Annotated in this window: 10 protein-coding genes and 3 pseudogenes; 6 read left to right on the forward strand and 7 right to left on the reverse strand. The window is 71.7% G+C overall.

What is annotated here, in order from left to right:
- The 4 genes and pseudogenes from ACIPEK_RS21745 to ACIPEK_RS21760 all read left to right on the forward strand — a co-directional run bounded on the left by ACIPEK_RS21745 (position 1) and on the right by ACIPEK_RS21760 (position 3,362).
- Positions 1 to 792, forward strand: a complete 792-nt coding sequence (locus ACIPEK_RS21745; RefSeq protein ID WP_401998447.1) for a VWA domain-containing protein — start codon at positions 1 to 3, stop codon at positions 790 to 792.
- The gene (locus tag ACIPEK_RS21750) at positions 785 to 1,897 is read left to right on the forward strand and encodes an XdhC family protein (protein ID WP_401998450.1); all 1,113 of its coding nucleotides are present in this window, start codon (positions 785 to 787) and stop codon (positions 1,895 to 1,897) included. Before ACIPEK_RS21745 ends, ACIPEK_RS21750 begins: the two co-directional genes overlap by 8 nt.
- 35 nt (positions 1,898 to 1,932) lie before the next feature.
- A complete protein-coding gene (locus ACIPEK_RS21755; RefSeq protein ID WP_401998452.1) occupies positions 1,933 to 2,655 on the forward strand; it encodes an SRPBCC family protein in 723 nt (240 codons plus the stop codon).
- 81 nt (positions 2,656 to 2,736) lie between these two features.
- Positions 2,737 to 3,362 (forward strand): annotated as a pseudogene (locus ACIPEK_RS21760) (DUF6629 family protein).
- Here the strand turns inward: ACIPEK_RS21760 and ACIPEK_RS21765 are convergent.
- Together ACIPEK_RS21765 and ACIPEK_RS21770 are read right to left on the reverse strand one after the other, a co-directional pair.
- Complete coding sequence (locus ACIPEK_RS21765; protein ID WP_401998455.1) at positions 3,359 to 4,210, reverse strand: hypothetical protein; 852 nt, start codon at positions 4,208 to 4,210, stop codon at positions 3,359 to 3,361. The pseudogene ACIPEK_RS21760 and the gene ACIPEK_RS21765 overlap by 4 nt on opposite strands.
- Before the next feature lie 116 nt (positions 4,211 to 4,326).
- A complete protein-coding gene (locus tag ACIPEK_RS21770) occupies positions 4,327 to 6,030 on the reverse strand; it encodes an acyl-CoA dehydrogenase family protein (RefSeq protein WP_401998458.1) in 1,704 nt (567 codons plus the stop codon).
- A gap of 732 nt (positions 6,031 to 6,762) precedes the next feature.
- On the opposite strand from ACIPEK_RS21770, the pseudogene ACIPEK_RS21775 reads away from it, so the two are divergent.
- Positions 6,763 to 7,242: pseudogene (locus ACIPEK_RS21775) on the forward strand (lamin tail domain-containing protein); the annotation flags it as partial.
- 519 nt (positions 7,243 to 7,761) lie between these two features.
- On the opposite strand, the gene ACIPEK_RS21780 reads toward ACIPEK_RS21775, so the two are convergent.
- Both ACIPEK_RS21780 and ACIPEK_RS21785 read right to left on the reverse strand, forming a co-directional pair.
- Positions 7,762 to 9,801, reverse strand: coding sequence for a SpoIIE family protein phosphatase (locus ACIPEK_RS21780; protein ID WP_401998647.1), 2,040 nt, complete (start codon positions 9,799 to 9,801; stop codon positions 7,762 to 7,764).
- A 674-nt stretch (positions 9,802 to 10,475) separates the two neighbouring features.
- Positions 10,476 to 10,780 (reverse strand): annotated as a pseudogene (locus ACIPEK_RS21785) (DUF6777 domain-containing protein); the annotation flags it as partial.
- A gap of 145 nt (positions 10,781 to 10,925) precedes the next feature.
- Here ACIPEK_RS21785 and ACIPEK_RS21790 point away from each other — a divergent pair.
- A complete protein-coding gene (locus ACIPEK_RS21790) occupies positions 10,926 to 12,203 on the forward strand; it encodes a streptophobe family protein (protein ID WP_401998461.1) in 1,278 nt (425 codons plus the stop codon).
- A gap of 9 nt (positions 12,204 to 12,212) precedes the next feature.
- Here the strand turns inward: ACIPEK_RS21790 and ACIPEK_RS21795 are convergent, their stop codons facing one another.
- The 3 genes from ACIPEK_RS21795 to ACIPEK_RS21805 are packed head-to-tail and all read right to left on the reverse strand — an operon-like array spanning position 12,213 to position 16,366.
- Positions 12,213 to 13,196, reverse strand: a complete 984-nt coding sequence (locus ACIPEK_RS21795) for a serine/threonine-protein kinase (protein ID WP_401998650.1) — start codon at positions 13,194 to 13,196, stop codon at positions 12,213 to 12,215.
- Complete coding sequence (locus ACIPEK_RS21800; protein ID WP_401998464.1) at positions 13,169 to 13,996, reverse strand: hypothetical protein; 828 nt, start codon at positions 13,994 to 13,996, stop codon at positions 13,169 to 13,171. Before ACIPEK_RS21800 ends, ACIPEK_RS21795 begins: the two co-directional genes overlap by 28 nt.
- 15 nt (positions 13,997 to 14,011) lie before the next feature.
- On the reverse strand, positions 14,012 to 16,366 hold the full coding sequence (locus tag ACIPEK_RS21805) for an FHA domain-containing protein (RefSeq protein ID WP_383081469.1): 2,355 nt from the start codon (positions 16,364 to 16,366) through the stop codon (positions 14,012 to 14,014).
- Positions 16,367 to 16,410: the final 44 nt, after the last annotated feature.

Consider the following 16,410-nt stretch of genomic DNA (forward strand, 5'->3'; position numbering starts at 1 on the left):
GTGACGAGCCCGGCGAACCGGGGGAACGGAGCCGACGGGCCGCGGGCCGGGCCGGGCCGGCTGACCCCCGCCGAAAGAGCCCAACTACGGCGAATGCTCGCCGCGTTCGCGCTGAGCGGTCAGCCGCGCCGCACCCCCAGGCTGCGCCCGGCCCGACGCGGCGATGTCGACCCCCGGCGCACCGTGCGCGAACTCCTGCGGCACGGTGGCGAACCCGCCCGGCTGCGCCACCGCACCCCCACCACCAGGCCGCGACGGGTCGTGCTGCTGGACGTCGGCGGCTCCATGGACCCGTACGCGGATGCCCTGCTGTGCTTCGCACACGCCGCGGTACACGGCGTGGCGGCTCGCACACCCACCGAAGTGTTCACGATCGGCACCCGGCTGACCCGGGTGACCCGCGAAATGGCCCACCGGGATCCGGACGCGGCACTGGCCGCGTTCGCCGACGCGGTCCCCGACCGCAGCGGCGGCACCCGGCTCGGCGAGATGCTGCGAAGCTTCCTCGACCGCTGGGGACAGCGCTCCTGCGCACGGGGAGCGGTGGTGGTCGTCCTGTCCGACGGCCGGGAGCGGGGCGACCCCGCACTGCTCGCGGCCCGGATGCGCCGACTGCACCGGCCGGCGCACCGCGTGGTGTGGGCCAACCCACGCAAGGCACGCCCGGGTTATGCACCGCTCGCGGCGGGCATGGCGGCGCTGCCGCACTCGGACGCCTCCGTCGAAGGGCACAGCCTGGCCGCCCTGGAGCGGCTGGCGGCAGTGGTACGAGGGGCGGCCGCCGATGCGTGAGATCCTTCCGGAGCTCAGCCGCTGGTACACCGCCGGGGAACCGTTCGGGCTCGCCACCGTCGTCGCGGTCAGCCGCAGCGCTCCGCGCGGCCCCGGCGCGGCGATGGCCGTGGGACCGGACGACGAGGTCGTGGGCAGCGTCTCCGGCGGCTGCGTCGAGGGCGCCGTCTTCGAACTGGCCAAGGAGGTCGTGGAAACGGGCCGGGCCCAGCTCCAGACCTTCGGCTACAGCGACGAGGACGCCTTCGCGGTCGGCCTCACCTGCGGCGGCGAGATCACCCTCCTCGTGCGTCCCGTGACGGCGGTGTACGACACCTCCTTCGGCGAGGTCGCCGCATCGGTTGCCGGGCACCGCCCGGTGGTGGTCGCCACCGTGACCGACGGACCCGCCCCGCGCGGCGCCGCCCTCGCCGTCTGGCCGGACACCGTCTCCGGATCGCTGGGCGCGAGCGGCCTCGACGCCGCCGTCACCGCCGACGCGCGTGGAGAACTCGCCCTGGGCGCAACCGGCTTGCGGCACTACGGCCCCAACGGTGAACGGCGCGAGGACGACGTCACCGTGTTCTTCCAGTCGTTCGCCCCGCCGCCCCGGATGCTGGTCTTCGGCGCCATCGACTTCGCTGCCGCGGTGGCCCGGATCGGTGCGTTCCTCGGCTACCGCGTCACCGTCTGCGACGCCCGCCCCGCCTTCGCCGACCCCCGCCGCTTCCCGGACGGTGCGGAGGTGGTCGTCGACTGGCCGCACCGGTATCTGAGCGACACGGAGATCGACGGGCGGACCGTGATGTGCGTACTCACCCACGACCCGAAGTTCGACGTCCCGCTGCTGGAGGTGGCCCTGCGCACCCCGGCCGCGTACATCGGCGTGATGGGCAGCCGTCGGACCCACGAGGACCGCCTGGCCCGGCTGCGCGCGACCGGTCTCGGCGAAGCGGCACTTTCACGGCTGCGCTCGCCCATCGGCCTCGACCTCGGCGCGCGTACCCCCGAGGAGGTGGCCGTCTCGATCGCGGCGGAGATCGTCGCACTGCGCTGGGGCGGCACCGGCAGCCCGCTCGCGGACACGGTCGGGGCGATCCACCCGCCGCGGCTGAAATCCGTATGACTTCGTGACCCTGTGATTCGTGTGAGGAGCAGACCATGCAGCTGGAGAACTCATTCACCGTGCCGGCCCCGGTCGACGATGCCTGGCGGGCGCTCCTCGACATCGAACGTGTCTCGCACCGCATGCCGGGTGCGACCGTGGAGGAATTCGACGGCGACACCATCAAGGGCTCCGTGAAGGTGCGGGTGGGACCGATCACCGTGACGTACCGGGGCACGGCGACCTTCCTGGAGAAGGACGAGTCGGCCCACCGCGTGGTCCTGTCGGCCCGGGGCAACGAAGTACGGGGCCAGGGCACGGCGAGCGCCACGGTGACCGGCACCCTGGCCGATCACGACGGAGGGACGACGGTCGCCGTGACCACCGACCTGACCGTCACCGGGCGGCCGGCCCAGTTCGGCCGCGGGGTCATGGCCGATGTGAGCGACAAACTCATCGGCCGGTTCGCCGACTGCCTGTCACAGAAGCTGTCGGCCACGGGAGAACCGTCCACGACAACACCGGCCACTGCTGCTTCCGTGACCGACGGTACGCAATCCGCCGCGTCCGACAGCACGCCGATGCGCGAGACCGAGCCGATCGATCTGCCACGCACAGCAGCCGGCCCGGTGGCCAGGCGCGCGGCGGGAGTCTTTGCCGTGCTCGCAATCGCGGCACTGGCAGTGATCCTCGCCCGCCGCAGCCGCAGCCGCAGCCGCAGCCGCAGCCGCAGCCGCAGTCGCAGCCGTTGCCGCTGCGGCGGAGTGTGCCGCTCGTGACACATCGGGCGCCTGCCGGGAGAGCCGTGGCGTTGCGTACGGGAGAGGCCGAAGCCACAATGCCGGGTCCAGGGGGGAGACATGTGCTGGAGCGCGACCGCCGATCTCGTCGCGGGCACCTGCATCGCCGCCGTCGGAGTGGCGTGTGTCGCGCAGCTGCGCCGGGTCCGTGACCTGCCGCTTGCGGCGCGGCCGCTGCTCCTCGGGGCCCATCAGATCATCGAGTCCGTGATCTGGCGCTCGGGCGGTGGCACCGGGCCCGCCACCCTTGCCTGGGCCGTCATCGCCCTTCCGTTGCTGCCGTTGTGGGTTCCGTCGGGTGTGCTGTGCGCCGCGCCGCCGCACGCCCGACGGCGGGTGCTGGTGCCCCTCGCGGCCGGAATCGCGACCGCCGTCCCGCTCCCTACTGTCTGGCGACCCGTCCCGTGACCGCAGAGATCCGCGGGCACACCCTCGGCTGCGTCCTCGGCCTCCCCGGCTCCGGGCTGCTGGTCGGCGGGTACCTTCTGGCCACGGTGGGCTCACTGCTCCTGGCCGGGGACCGCCTGCTGCGATGGCTCGGCGTGCTGGTCGCGGTCGGGGCCGCCGTCTGTGCGGCGCTTTGGCGGCTGGAGTCCGTCTCGACCTGGTGCGCCTTCGCGGCGGTGTGCTCGGTGATCCTGCTCGGCTGGACCCGCCGACGCCCTGCGGAGCACCCTCCTGGCTAGACGGGCCGGGGCAGGCCGATCGGGTTCGGGAACGGCAGCAGTCCAGCCTCCAGCACCTGCCGGGCCGGCAGCTCCAGAGCGGCGAGCACCGCGTCCACCATGCTGTCGGTGAGGGGGCGCAGCAGCCGGGCGGCCAGCCGGTCGGTGGTGTCCTCGATCAGATCCCGTTCCTCCCGACCGCGCGGCGTGACAGCCGACTCCGCGTCGATCAGCCCGCGGGAGCGCAGCCGTTCCTCGGCAGCCGCCCACTCCATGTCGCTCCACCCCCGGTCGAGCTGGATGCCCTCGCGCGGAACACGGTCGGTGGCGGCGGCGAGAACGAGCGCCTCGGGGGCGTCGATACCGTGGTCGGCAAGGGCGGCGGCGTGCGCGTCGCCCCGGAACTCCCTCAGCGCGGTGGTGAGTTGCCACAGGCGTTCCACCGGGTCGGCGCGCTCGCACAGCGGGCGGTTCGCGGCGAACAGCGGACGCGCGAGGGCCGATGCGTCCTCGACCATCGCCGCGAGCGGCGGGGTGAGCTGTTCGGCAAGAGTGCCGATGCCGGGGACCAGTCTGCGCAGCGCCCGCGCGGCAAGCTGTGCGCGGAGGTCCGTAAGCCTTTCGGGGGTGACGATCTGCCACGCGGCGGGCAGCGCCCGGGCCACCATGCCCTGGGCGAAGACGGCAAGGACAGCGGTCGCGGTCTCGGGGAGGACCGGCCCCATGGGGGCCGTACGGGTGGCGAAGTAGCCCATCCAGAAACCCTTGAGGCCCACGGACCGGCCGATGCCCCGGCACTCCTCGTCGAAGTAGATCACTGAGTGGAGGGGTTCGGTGCGCAGCCACAGCGTGCGGGGTCTCGACTCCATGGGAGCCAACCTAACGCCCATGCCGGCGGATACGCCGTACGACGACGGGCGGGGGCTCTCTTCGGCCTCTGCCCGTCTGTCGTTGCCGCACCGGGCGATCGGCGGCGGTGACTGCCTCAGATGGTCCCGCCGAAGTGCCGCTCCACGATCGCCGCTGCATCGGTGCCGCGCGGCAGGATGCCGTACTGATGGCCACGGGCCTCGCCGAGCCGGGCGGCGACGAATGCTTCGGCCGTTGCCGCGGGAGCGTGGCGCAGCATGAGCGAGGACTGCAGAGCCAGCGCCATGCCCTCGACGGTCGCCCGGGCGCGGGTCTGCGCGGCCAGCGGGTCGCGCAGGTCCTCGGCCAGCTCCTGGCGTACCCGACGGTTGTGTGCGTCCAGCACGGAACTGGCACCGGCCGTGGTCTCCAGCTCGGCCCAGAAGGCGTTCAGCGACTGCGGGGTCCTGGCCATGCCCCGCAGCACATCGAGCGCGATGACGTTTCCGGAGCCCTCCCACACCGCCATCACCGGCTGTTCGCGGTAGCGCCGGGCCAGTGGCCAGTCCTCGGTGTAGCCGTTTCCGCCCAGACACTCCAGCGCTTCGTAGGCGTGGTGCGGGCCGCGCTTGCAGATCCAGTACTTGGACACCGCGGTGGCCAGCCGCCGGAACATCGCCTCGGACTCGCCGCTGTCGGCCTCGTAGGCATGGGCCAGGCGCAGTGAGGTCCAGGTCGCGGCCTCCGTCTCCAGCGCCAGATCGGCAAGGACCGCCGTCATGGCCGGCTGGTCGACCAGCCGGGCACCGAACGCGCTGCGGTGATGTGCGTGCCAGATCGCCTCGGACACCGACTGGCGCATGCCGGCGGTGGTGCCGAGCACACAGTCGAGCCGGGTGTGGTTGACCATCTCGATGATGGTGGGGACGCCGCGGCCGGGCTCGCCGACCCGCACCGCCCAGGTGCCGTCGAACTCCACCTCGGAGGAGGCGTTCGACTTGTTGCCGAGCTTGTTCTTCAGCCGCTGGATGCGGACGGTGTTAAGGGTGCCGTCGGCCAGTACCCGCGGTACGAGAAAGCAGGTGAGCCCGGCCTCGGCCTGGGCCAGGACCAGGAAGGCGTCCGACTGCGGGGCCGAGAAGAACCACTTGTGGCCGGTGAGCAGATGGGCCCGCCCCTCGGGGTCGGAGGCGAGCGGGACGGCGCGCGTGGTGTTGGCGCGGACGTCGGAGCCGCCCTGCTTCTCCGTCATCCCCATGCCGAAGGTCAGCCCGGACTTGCTGCCGGGAGCGATCAGCCGGGGGTCGTAGGAACGGCTGAGCAGGCCGGGCAGCCAGTCCCGTCCCACGTCCGGATCGCGCTGCAGGACCGGGACCACGGCATGCGACATGGACATCGGGCAGGCGTGGCCGGGCTCGATCTGGGCGAACAGCATGAACGAAGCCGCCCGCGCCACCGCTGCTCCGGGCTTCGGGTCGGCCCAGCCCGCGGTGTGTGTGCCATGACTCACCGCCGCGCCGATGACCTCGTGGTACGCGGGGTGGAAGTCGATCTCGTCGACGCGGTTGCCGTACCGGTCATGGGTGCGCAGGACGGGCGGGGAGGTGTGGGCGAGCTCCGCACTGATCTGGAACCGCTCGGAACCGACCAGGGTGCCGATGTCGTGCAGCTCCGGCTCGTGCCAGGCCGCGCCGAACGTCCGGACGGCCTGTGCGAGCGGCAGATTGGTGCCGTACTCGTCGAGGCCGGTCCGGGGCGGCGCCTGGTTGGTGACCTCATGGGTGGGGTGCGGCGCGGGGGCCTCGGGCCGCACGTCGGTCCGGTGCGGGGTGACGGTCATCGCGGGTTCCTGTCCTGGGTCGATGGGCGGGGCGGCGGGGGAGTGGGTACGGCGGTGTGCGGCTCGCGATCAGGTGCCGTCGGCTACGACGGCTCTGAGGCACAGCGTGGCGATGCCCTCTACGACCGGTCCCGGGTCGGTCCGCTCGCCGACCGGGGACAACGGGCCGAGAAGTGCCTCGCGACCGCCCCGATCACGGTGGTGGCCGACAGCTGTGCATTCGCCGCAGGCAGCCCACCTGCGGCGATACCCGCGGCGATGGCCGGCTCGGCGAGGGCGTGTCAGCGATGTTCTGAACCTCAATTCATATCTTCCTCTGTCACTCAACCACTGTTGTCCTCGCGGTGCAATGGCTCGCGGCAGAACTGTCATTCTTCTTTCCGTAGGTAAGGGAACGGGTGTTCAAGGCTGTACGGGCGGTGGTTGTTACGGATTTCCCGGACCGGTCACACGGGGGGTGCGTGGGTGTGCGCCGGGTACTGGATGCCGCCACTGGCGGCATCGGTTCGGTGTCGCGCGGATGGGTGCAGCAGGCAGGGGTTGGCAGGTACTCGGGGGGTTGGATGCGTGCCGGTTACAGGTGCGTGTGACGGAAATGTCCGTACTTCGTAACGCGTATCGGTGCGTCTTTCGTGACTCGGGCGATCGGGCCACAGTGTGCGTTCTCGGCAACAGGCCGAGACCGGAAAACGCTCGGACCGCACGGTCCGGGCCCGCATCTGAGGGGTCTTCATGTCCCGTTCCGCACGGCGGTTCACCGCTACCGTTCTCGCCTCCGGCGCACTGGTGGCCGCCGCCGCACTGCCGGCGATCGCAGACGAACACGACCACGGGATCGGTCGCGACCGCGGTCACGGCCACACCCAGACCGACCCGCGTTCGGCCGTGGTCCTGGGCGCGATCCAGTACAACAGTCCTGGCTACGACAATGGCTCCAACCGGAGCCTCAACGGTGAATGGGTCACCGTCACCAACACCGGCCGTCACTCGGTCAACCTCCGCGGCTGGACCCTGAGCGACGAGAGCCGCCGCACCTACCGGTTCGACCTGCGGCTGGCCGGCCGCTCATCGGTGCGTGTGCACACCGGAGTCGGCCGCGACACCAGCCGCGACGTCTACCAGGACCTTCGCAACCACGTATGGGACGCCAGCGACACGGCGACTCTGCGGGACGCGTACGGTCGCAGGGTCGACTCGAAGTCCTGGGGCCGCGACCGCGACCGGGACCGCGATGGCCGCGACCGCGATGGCCGCGACCGGGACCGCCGCGACCGGGACCGTGACGGCCGGGACCGCGATGGCCGGGACCGTGACGGCCGGGACCGCGATGGCCGGGACCGCGATGGCCGGGACCGTGACGGCCGGGACCGCGATGGCCTGGACCGCCACGACCGGGACCACGACGGCCGCAATGGTCACGACGGCCGTAACGGTCACGACAGCCGTAACGGTCACGACAGCCGCGACGACCGTGGCGGCCGTAACCACCACGACGGTCGCGACTGACGCGACCGGCGACCGCTCTCCGTCCCCGGAACGGCCGCCACCACCCTGATCGTGGCGCCCCGCGGCCAGCCCGGCCGCGGGGCGCCACCTTCGTTGCCGGGTACCGACTGGTGGAACGAGGGGGGCACCACGGTGCTGCGCTCTGTCGCGGTCATCGCCATCACCAGCGTGCGCACGGCCGCCACGAGGAAGGCGGCCGTGCGCAGCGGGTGCCGCATGCCGAGGTCAGGACTCATCCGCCAAGGACGGGATCTCCTGCTCGGTCCACAGGGCCTTGCCGTCGCTGCTGTACCGGGTGCCCCAGTGGGTGGCGAGCTGGGAGACGATGAACAGTCCGCGCCCGCCCTCGTCGACGGTGCGCGCATGGCGCAGATGGGGTGACACCCGACTGCTGTCGTGCACCTCGCAGGTGAGCGAGCGGCCCAGGATCAGCCGCAGTTGCAGTGGAGGGGTGCCGTAGCGGACGGCGTTGGTGATCAGTTCGCTCACGATGAGTTCGGTCGCCTCGGTCGTCTCCTCGTCGAGGTTCCAGCCGTCGAGCCGGTCGCGCACGAGCGTACGGGCGATGGCGGGCGTGGTCCGGTCATGGGCCAGCTCCCAGGTCGCGACCCGTTCGGGCGGGACGACGCCGGTACGTGCGAGAAGAAGGGCGGCGCCCTCGGGACAGTCCTCGGCCGGAAGGGTGTAGGCGACGTCGTCGCACAGGTCCTGCAGACTCCGGCCGGGCTGCGCGAGCGATTCCCGTACCCGGTTTGCGGACCCGTGGCCGGTCAGGAGGGTGCCGGTGAAGAACGCCAGAACGCTGCCTTCGTCGAGTTCGAAGGCAGCGGTGGCGAACGGCGAACTGTCGGTGGAGAAGAGCGAGGGCCCTTGGGGTACGTCCAGGGTGGTCGTGGTGCCGTCGGGCGTGACGAGAACCGGCGTCGGATGCCCCGCCCGTGCGATGGTGCAGGTACGGGAGAACGGGTTGTAGACCGCGTACATGCAGGTCGCCTCGGGCGATTCACGGTGCAGTCGGTCGCCGGGCGGAAGCGATGCCCGTTCGACGGCCAGGCGGCCGGCGGTGTCGCTGAGCCGGGCAAGCACTTCGTCCGGCTCCAGGTCGAGACCGGCCAGCGCGTGGATGACGGTCCGCAACTGCCCCATGGTGATGGCCGTCTGGAGGCCGGGACCCTCGACATTGCCGATGATCAGAGCGGTGCGCGCGCCGGAGAGACCGATGGTGTCGAACCAGCAGCCGCTGTTGCGCCCGGGCAGCAGGACGTGTGCCGTCTCCACAGCGATCCGGTCACCGTCGCGCTGGGGGAGGAGGCGGCGTTGGACCGTCGACGCGATCACATGGTCGCGCTCGTAGCGCCGTGCGTTGTCGACGCTCAGTGCGACATGAGCGGCTGCGGTCAGAGCGAGCGGGACATCGTTCTCCTCATAGGGCTCCGTACCCCGGCACCGGTAGAGACTCACCAGACCGAGGACCGTGCCGTGCAGCTTCAGCGGGACCACGATCAAGGAGTGGGCCCGGGTCGCTTCGATCATCCGGGTGCTGTCGGGGTCCGCGTCGAGCCACGGTGTCCGGGGACCGATCTGGACGAGACGGGGCCGGAGATCCGACGCGGCCAGACCGTAGGGGGTACGGGCGGGCAGCCTGCGCATCTCCCCGACCAGGCCGTCCCTGCGACCGTCGGCGCCGAGGCCTCGGACTGCCGCGCGGCGCAGTGGGACGTCGCGCCCCAGGGGTCCGGTCGGCGGATCCGAGCCGCGCAGGACCTCGTCCACCACCTCGACCACGGCGAAGTCGGCGAACACCGGAACGACGGCCTCGACGAGCCCCTCGCAGGTGGCCGCCACATCGAGTGACCTGCCCACCCGCGTGCGCACCGCGGCGAGACACGCCGCCCGGACGCGCGCCTTCTCCTGCTCGTTGATATCGACGACCGTGGCCAGCAGTCCGAGGGTGTCACCGTCCGCATCGTCCAGACGGTAGACGGACACCCTGAGGCTGCGAGTGGGGCCGGGGGCGTCCTGGAGCCGGCCGCGGATCACGCGGTCGCGCGAGGCCACGCCGGTGTCCAGCACTCCGCGCAGCATTCGCTCCGCTTCGTGTGGTTGTTCGAGGTGGTACGCGTCGGTGAAGTGACGCCCCGCAAGGAGCTCGGCGGGGACGACGTCGGAAAGGGGGTTCGCCCGCACCACCCGCAACTGCGTGTCCAGAACATGCAGGCCCACCGCGGACTGGGCGAACAACGTGTGGAGGACCGCCGCCCCCATACCGTCGACCGGAGTCGACCCCGGGTTCGGTGCACCGGCGTCCGGGTCCGACACGGATTCACCCCCATCAGGCTCCGTCCACCGCGCGTATCGGTGGGTAGGGACAAGCGTCGACGTACCCTGCCCGCTTCGCCACTGCTCAGTGGCAGACGGATGAACAGCCGCCGGGACCACGCAAGAACGACGGCTCATGCCGCTCCGCGTCCCCTCCTAGCTAGGAGGGCGCTGGAGATCTTGGCCGGGCTCGCGACGCCCGGCACGCACATCTGCGGCGTTGCCGAAACGCCCTCATAGCTCCTTCCCCGAGCTCTCAGCTTCGTTCGAGCAGGGGAGACCCCATTCGAGGACTCCGGCGCCTTGCAGCTGCACGCACCGAACGCCGCTCCCTGATCCGGCCAAGATCTTCAGTACCCTCCTATGCGCCCGTCGGCCCGTCGGCCCGTCGGCCCGTCGGCCCGTCGGCCCGTCGGCCCGTCGGCCCGTCGGCCCGTCGGCCCGTCGGCCCGCCGGCCGACGGGGTGCCACCGGAGGCCGGCCGGGCGGGCGTCGCCACGGATTCCGGCGCGGACCGAGGCGCCACGGACTCGGGGGCCGACCCCGTGTCCGACGCCGGCGATGGGGGCGGCGCCCCGGTGGACGGGGGCACCGGAGCCTGCGGTTCGGTGGTCGCGGATGAAGCCGGTGGGTGCACCGTTGCGGTACCCGTGGTTGGGTGACCCGGGTGTCCAGCCGGAGTTGCACCGGGGTCAGCGAGCGCAGATAGCCGGGGACGCCGGAGGGACCGATCCCCAGGACCGACGCGAACGCACCCACCGGGTCCACCCGTGCTGCCGGAGCCGCCTCCGGCCGGCGGTCCGGACGGAGGGCCGGAGGGACGGTGCGGCGGTGGCGCCGGCACAGGTCCCTGTTGCGTGGGGCCCGAGAGAGGGCCGGAGGGTGGTCCTGTGGGGCGGCCGGACGGCGGGGTTCGGTCACTCACGGGTTCTTCTTCCGGGCGGTAGGCAGCGGTCCCGAATCTTCCCTTGCATGCACATTGTGTGCGCCATGCTCGCGAGGCCCGCAAGCCGACGCCGACCGGCTCTCCCAAGGGGCGGAGTGCCCGGCGCCGTGCCTAGCGTGGCCCCGTGAGCGAACAGGGAGCCGGGGACCGGAGCGGCAACGGACACAGCGCTGCGCACGGCTGGGGCGACGCCCTCGTCACGGTGCTCGCCGGGCTGGTGGCCATGGCGGTCACGGCCGCGCTCGGACTGTGGGCGGCCGGGGCGACCGCTCTGCCGGACGGTGCGTTCCCGCGCGTCGTCGCGGCTGTCGTCGTGGTGGCGGCGGGCGGCACGGTCGACCTCTTTGGGGACGCCGGGGACCTCGCGAAGACCCACGCGGACCTCTCGGTGCTGCCGCTCTCGGTGACCCTGGCCGGCGCGCTGGTGATCGCCGCGGGCTTTCTGCGCCCGCTGCGTCACCGGGCCGTCGCGGGCACCCGAGAACTGGCGGGCTGGGCCGCCCGGGTGGCAGTGCTCTGGGCGCTGGTGCTCATCGGCCTCTCGCTGCTCGCTCGCCAGACGTTCGCCGTCGCGGTCGGGGGCCCGACCGGCACAGTCATCAGCGACGTGTTCGACGCATCCCCCGAGGTCGGATTCCGGGCCGATGTCGTCCTCACCCTCGTCCTCGGCCTGATCTGGCTGGCAGGGGTTCTCGTCCTCGCTCTCCTCGTGTCGCGGGCGGCGCCGCTCCCCGCCCGGCTGGTGCGCTTCCAGGAGCCGGTGCGCCCGGCCGCGTACGCCATGGTGGCGTTGCTGCTCGCATACGTCGTAGTGGGACTGGTCGTCGGGCTCGTCGTCGCGGTGACCCGCGGTCACCCGGCCGAGACGTTCGCCGTGATTCTCCTGGGGCTGCCGAACCTTGTGTGGCTCGCCTTCACGCTGGGGCTCGGGGCGTCGTGGGAGGGACGGGTGGACGGCCCGTTCGGGCTGCCCGTGCCGCATGTGCTCGACTCCGTACTCCGCACTCCGGACATCTCCACCCTCGACGTCACCACGCTGGCCGATGCCGACGCGCGGTCCTGGTGGCTGGTGGTCGTTGCCGCGGTCCTGACCCTGTCGGCCGCGTTCCTCATGGCGATTGGCTCGCCCGCCCGGATGCCGCCCTGGCAGCACGCCGTGCACATGGCGGTGGGGCTCGTACTCACCGTGCTGACCATCTGCCTGACCGTCCCCATCTCCGCGCACTACGGACTGTCGCTGCTGGGCATCGGGGATGTGGACGGCGGCCTCGGCGGGCAGGTCACCCTGCGCCCGCGCATGGGGAGCGCACTCGCTCTGGCCGCACTCTGGGGGCTGGTCACCGGGTTCTTCGGCGGTCTGCTCGGCTCCAGGGTCCTGCGGCGCGGCGAAGTGGCCGGCTGACGACCGCGCCTACCGCCGGAGCCCGGGGAACACCGGCAGTGCCCACCGCGGCGGCCCGGGCGGTGGCTCGGGCTCCGGGGGCCGCGCGGCGATCCGCCGGTCGACCAGGGTCGGCGGATGGTTCTCCCGCGCACCGCCCCGGGTGGCCGAACGCAGGGCGGCCACGAACTGCAGACATGAGTCGTACCGGTCATCCGGGCTCTTGGCCAGCGCCTTCGCCAGTACGTCGTCCACCGCGGCCGGGAGATCGGGGCGCAGCTCGCTCAGGGGCGGCGGCGGGTCGAACCGGTGGGCCCACAGCAGAGCCATGTCGTCGTCGCGCCGGAACGGCGGCCCGCCGGCCAATGTCTCGTGGACGACACACGCCAGGCTGTAGACATCGCACCGGCCGTCCACCGGACGGCCGGAGATCTGCTCGGGCGCCACGTAGTCGAGCGTTCCGACGAACTGGCCCACCGAGGTGAATCCGGTCAGCGACAGCGACTTCTTCGTCAGGCCGAAGTCGGTGAGGTACACATGCTCGGGGTGGTCGCTGTCCGTGCCCGCCGCGACCAGGATGTTGCCCGGCTCGACGTCCCGGTGCACCAGGTCGTGATCGTGGGCGGCGTCGAGTGCGGACGCCACCTGCGCGGCGATCCGGACCGCCGTGCCGATGGCCAGCGGCCCCTCGCGGTCCAGACGGGCGCGCAGGTCCTGACCTGCGACGTAGCGCATGGCGATGTAGAGAATGCCCTCGGTCTCACCGGCCTCGAAGACCGGCACGCTATGGGGATGGTCGATCGCGGCCGCGACCCGTGACTCATGGGTGAAGCGTTTGCGGAATGTGTCGTTGCGCGCGAGTTCGGGTGCCAGCAGCTTGAGAGCGACCGTGCGGTCCAGTCGCAGATCCTTGGCCCGGTAGACCACCGCCATGCCACCGCAGCCGATCTCGCTCTCCACCACGTAGCTCGCGATCTGCTTCCCGATCAGACCGGAAGGCCTACCGACGGACAGCTCGGTGCCCCGCGAGGAGTGCGCGGCAGCCGGGCGCCGGGGCTCGCAGGCCACCACCCGTCACCCGCCCGGGTGGGCGGATGCGCGGCGGGCGGGTCGGATTCGCCGACCGGGTGGACGATCTGCGTCGGCTCCTCGTGGTCCTCCGCCGGCGGCCGGTCCCGGGCCGTCTGTTCCGGGCGGACGATCTGCGTCGGTTCCTCGTCGTTCTCTTCCGGCGCTCGGGCGTACCCCAACTGCTCGGGCGCGACGACCTGCGTCGGATCCGCTTCGACCGCCTCCGGCGGCCCATCCGCCTGGGCTGCACTCGGCCTGCCCGGTCCGGCCGAGGCCGCGTAGGTGCTCAGCCGCGTCCCGTCGCAGTACACCCAGCGCTCGTGCTCGGCGTCGTACAGCCACACCGCCTCGCCGTCCATGACCATCCCCACCCGCAGCCCCTGCGTACGACGGCGGAAGGTCTCCCCGTCGATACGCCCATCGGCCAGCTCCTCCGCGGCGCGCCGGTACTGGGCCAGCGACTCCTGGACCCGGGCCAGCAGGGGGCGCGGATCCGCCGTACGGGCGAGTGGCTGCCCGGCCATCGGCGGCCCCTGCGGTACGGAGACGAGCAGGCGGCCGTCGACCCAGGCCGACCAGCCGTTGGCGCACAGGACCTGCCCCCAGTCCCCGCGCCGGTCGATGAGCTGTACCGGGAGCAGCGGGTCGAGCGGTTCGGCGGGGCGCGAGACGTCCGGCGCCTCCCAGGCGGGCAGCCCCTCCCGGGGGACGACATGGGTCGGACGGAACTCCGGAGTCACCATGGGCGCCTGCTTCCGTTATTTCCGCATGACGGCGGGTTCGTGCCGGCGCAGCAGCCGCGCGATCACCAGTCCGAAGACGACCGACAGCACCACCAGCATCCCCATGTTCAGCAGCCACACCGATGCGGAGTGCTCGAACAGCGGATCCGAGCTCACCTTTCCCGGCACGATCCTGCCGAGCCCGATGGTCCCGCCCATCGCCGCGAGCGCCCACCGGGACGGCACCAGCCACGCCAGCTGCTCCAGGCCGGGCACCCCGTGCAGCTTCAGCAGCGCACCGCAGAAGACGACCTGGACGATGGCGAGGAGCACCAGCAGTGGCATGGTGACCTCCTCCTTGCGTACCAGCGCCGAGATGACCAGTCCGAGCATCATCGCCGAGAACGACAGCAGGGCCACGGCCAGCGTGACCTCGACCAGCGGTGGCAGGAGAACGCCCTTGCCGCCCGGGGCGTTCAGATCGACGCCCACCAGACCGACGAGGGTCAGGACCACGGCCTGCAGCACCGTAATGGTGCCCAGGACAACCACTTTGGACATCAGATACGCCGATCTGGACAGCCCGACGGCTCGCTCCCGCTGGTAGATCGCCCGTTCCTTGACCAGTTCCCGTACGGCGTTGGCGGCGCCGGTCAGCACGCCGCCCACACAGAGGATCAGCAGCGCGTTGATCGCTGTGTCCTGGGTCAGCCGGCTGCCGGCCAGGGCCCGGGTCATCGCGCCCATCACGAACGGCAGAGCGATCATGATGGCCAGGAAGGTTCGGTCGGCACTCAGCGCGGCGGCATAGCGGCGGACCAGCGTCCGCAGCTGAGCGCCCCCGCTCCGGGTCTTCGGCGGTGGCGCGACCGGGGCGACCGCGGTGTGCGGCAGCCGGGGCTGCGCGGTGGAGTTCGCGATGTACTGCCGGTGGAACGAGGACGCGCGGTACTGCGCCGACCATGCCCGGTCCCGGTCGTTCTCGAACGCCTCGAACGCCTCCGGCCAGTGCTCGAAGCCGAGGAAGGCGAGTGCGTCGTCCGGCGGCCCGTAGAAGGCGGTCTTCCCGCCGGGGGCGAGGACCAGCAGCCGGTCGCAGACATCGAGGCTGAGCACACTGTGCGTGACGACGATGACCGTACGCCCGTCGTCGGCCAGCCCCCGGAGCATATGCATGACCGAGCGGTCCATGCCGGGGTCGAGGCCCGAGGTCGGCTCGTCGAGGAAGAGCAGCGACGGCTTCGTCAGCAGCTCCAGCGCGACGCTGACGCGCTTGCGCTGGCCGCCGGAGAGGCTGTGGATCGGCTGCTCCGCCCGCCTTTCCAGAGCCAGCTCACGAATCACTTCGGCGACCCGGGCCCGGCGTTCGGACGGGGCGGCGTCGTGCGGGAAGCGGAGCTCGGCGGCGTATCCGAGGGCGCGGCGCACGGTCAGCTGGGAGTGCAGGATGTCGTCCTGCGGGACGAGCCCGATGCGATGGCGCAGCTCGGCGTAGTCGTGGTACAGGTCGCGGCCGTCATAGAGGACGCTGCCCTCGTCGGCCGGGCGGAGGCCGGTCAGTGCGTTGAGCAGGGTGGACTTACCGGAGCCGCTCGGACCCACCACGCCGAGCAGACACTTCTCGCCCACCGGGAAGGAGACATGGTCGAGCAGGGTCTTGCTGCCCCGGTCCACGGTGACCGCCAGGTCCTGCACATCGAGCGAGACCTCACCGGTGTCGACGAACTCCTGGAGCACGTCGCCGACCAGAGAGAACTCGGAGTGCCCGATGCCGACGATGTCACCGGCGGCGACCGGGGCGCGGCCGACCAGCTGGCCGTTGAGATACGTGCCGTTGTACGAGCCGAGGTCGACGATCTCGTACGTGCCGTCCGGATGTGCCCTCAGTTCGGCGTGCCGGTGCGACACGGTCAGGTCGTCGACGACGAGGTCGTTGTCGGCGCTGCGGCCGATGCTCACGTTGTGGACGGGCCGCGGCCGCACGGTGGTCGGCTGCCGGAACGTACCGGTGGCCGCGGGCACGGAGACGGCGGACGGGCGATCGGCAGGATGCAGTGCGGAGGCCGGGGGGCCCTGGCCGATCAGCACGGCGCACGGCCCGTCCGCGGGATGACCGAACCGGATGACGCTGCCGGGGCCCACGCCCGACTCGTGGATGCGCCTGCCCTCCGTGTACGTGCCGTTCGTACTGTCCTCGTCCTCCAGCGACCAGTGGTCGGCCACGGGCCGCAGCACCGCGTGGTGCCACGAAACCCGTGCGTCGTCGATGACGATGTCACTCATGGGGTCGCGCCCGACGTGGTAATCCCGGCTCGGACTCATCACAGTCGGTCCTGCGTCGGTTTCGAGAACGAGTTCGGGCGCAGTCGGCGCTACAGGCCGTTCTCCCATGCCCAAATTGTAGCGATACGTGCCGTTATGTGCCCGGCGTATCG

The sequence above is a fragment of the Streptomyces sp. NPDC088246 genome, assembly GCF_044741025.1.
In the GTDB taxonomy this organism is placed as follows: Bacteria; Actinomycetota; Actinomycetes; order Streptomycetales; family Streptomycetaceae; genus Streptomyces.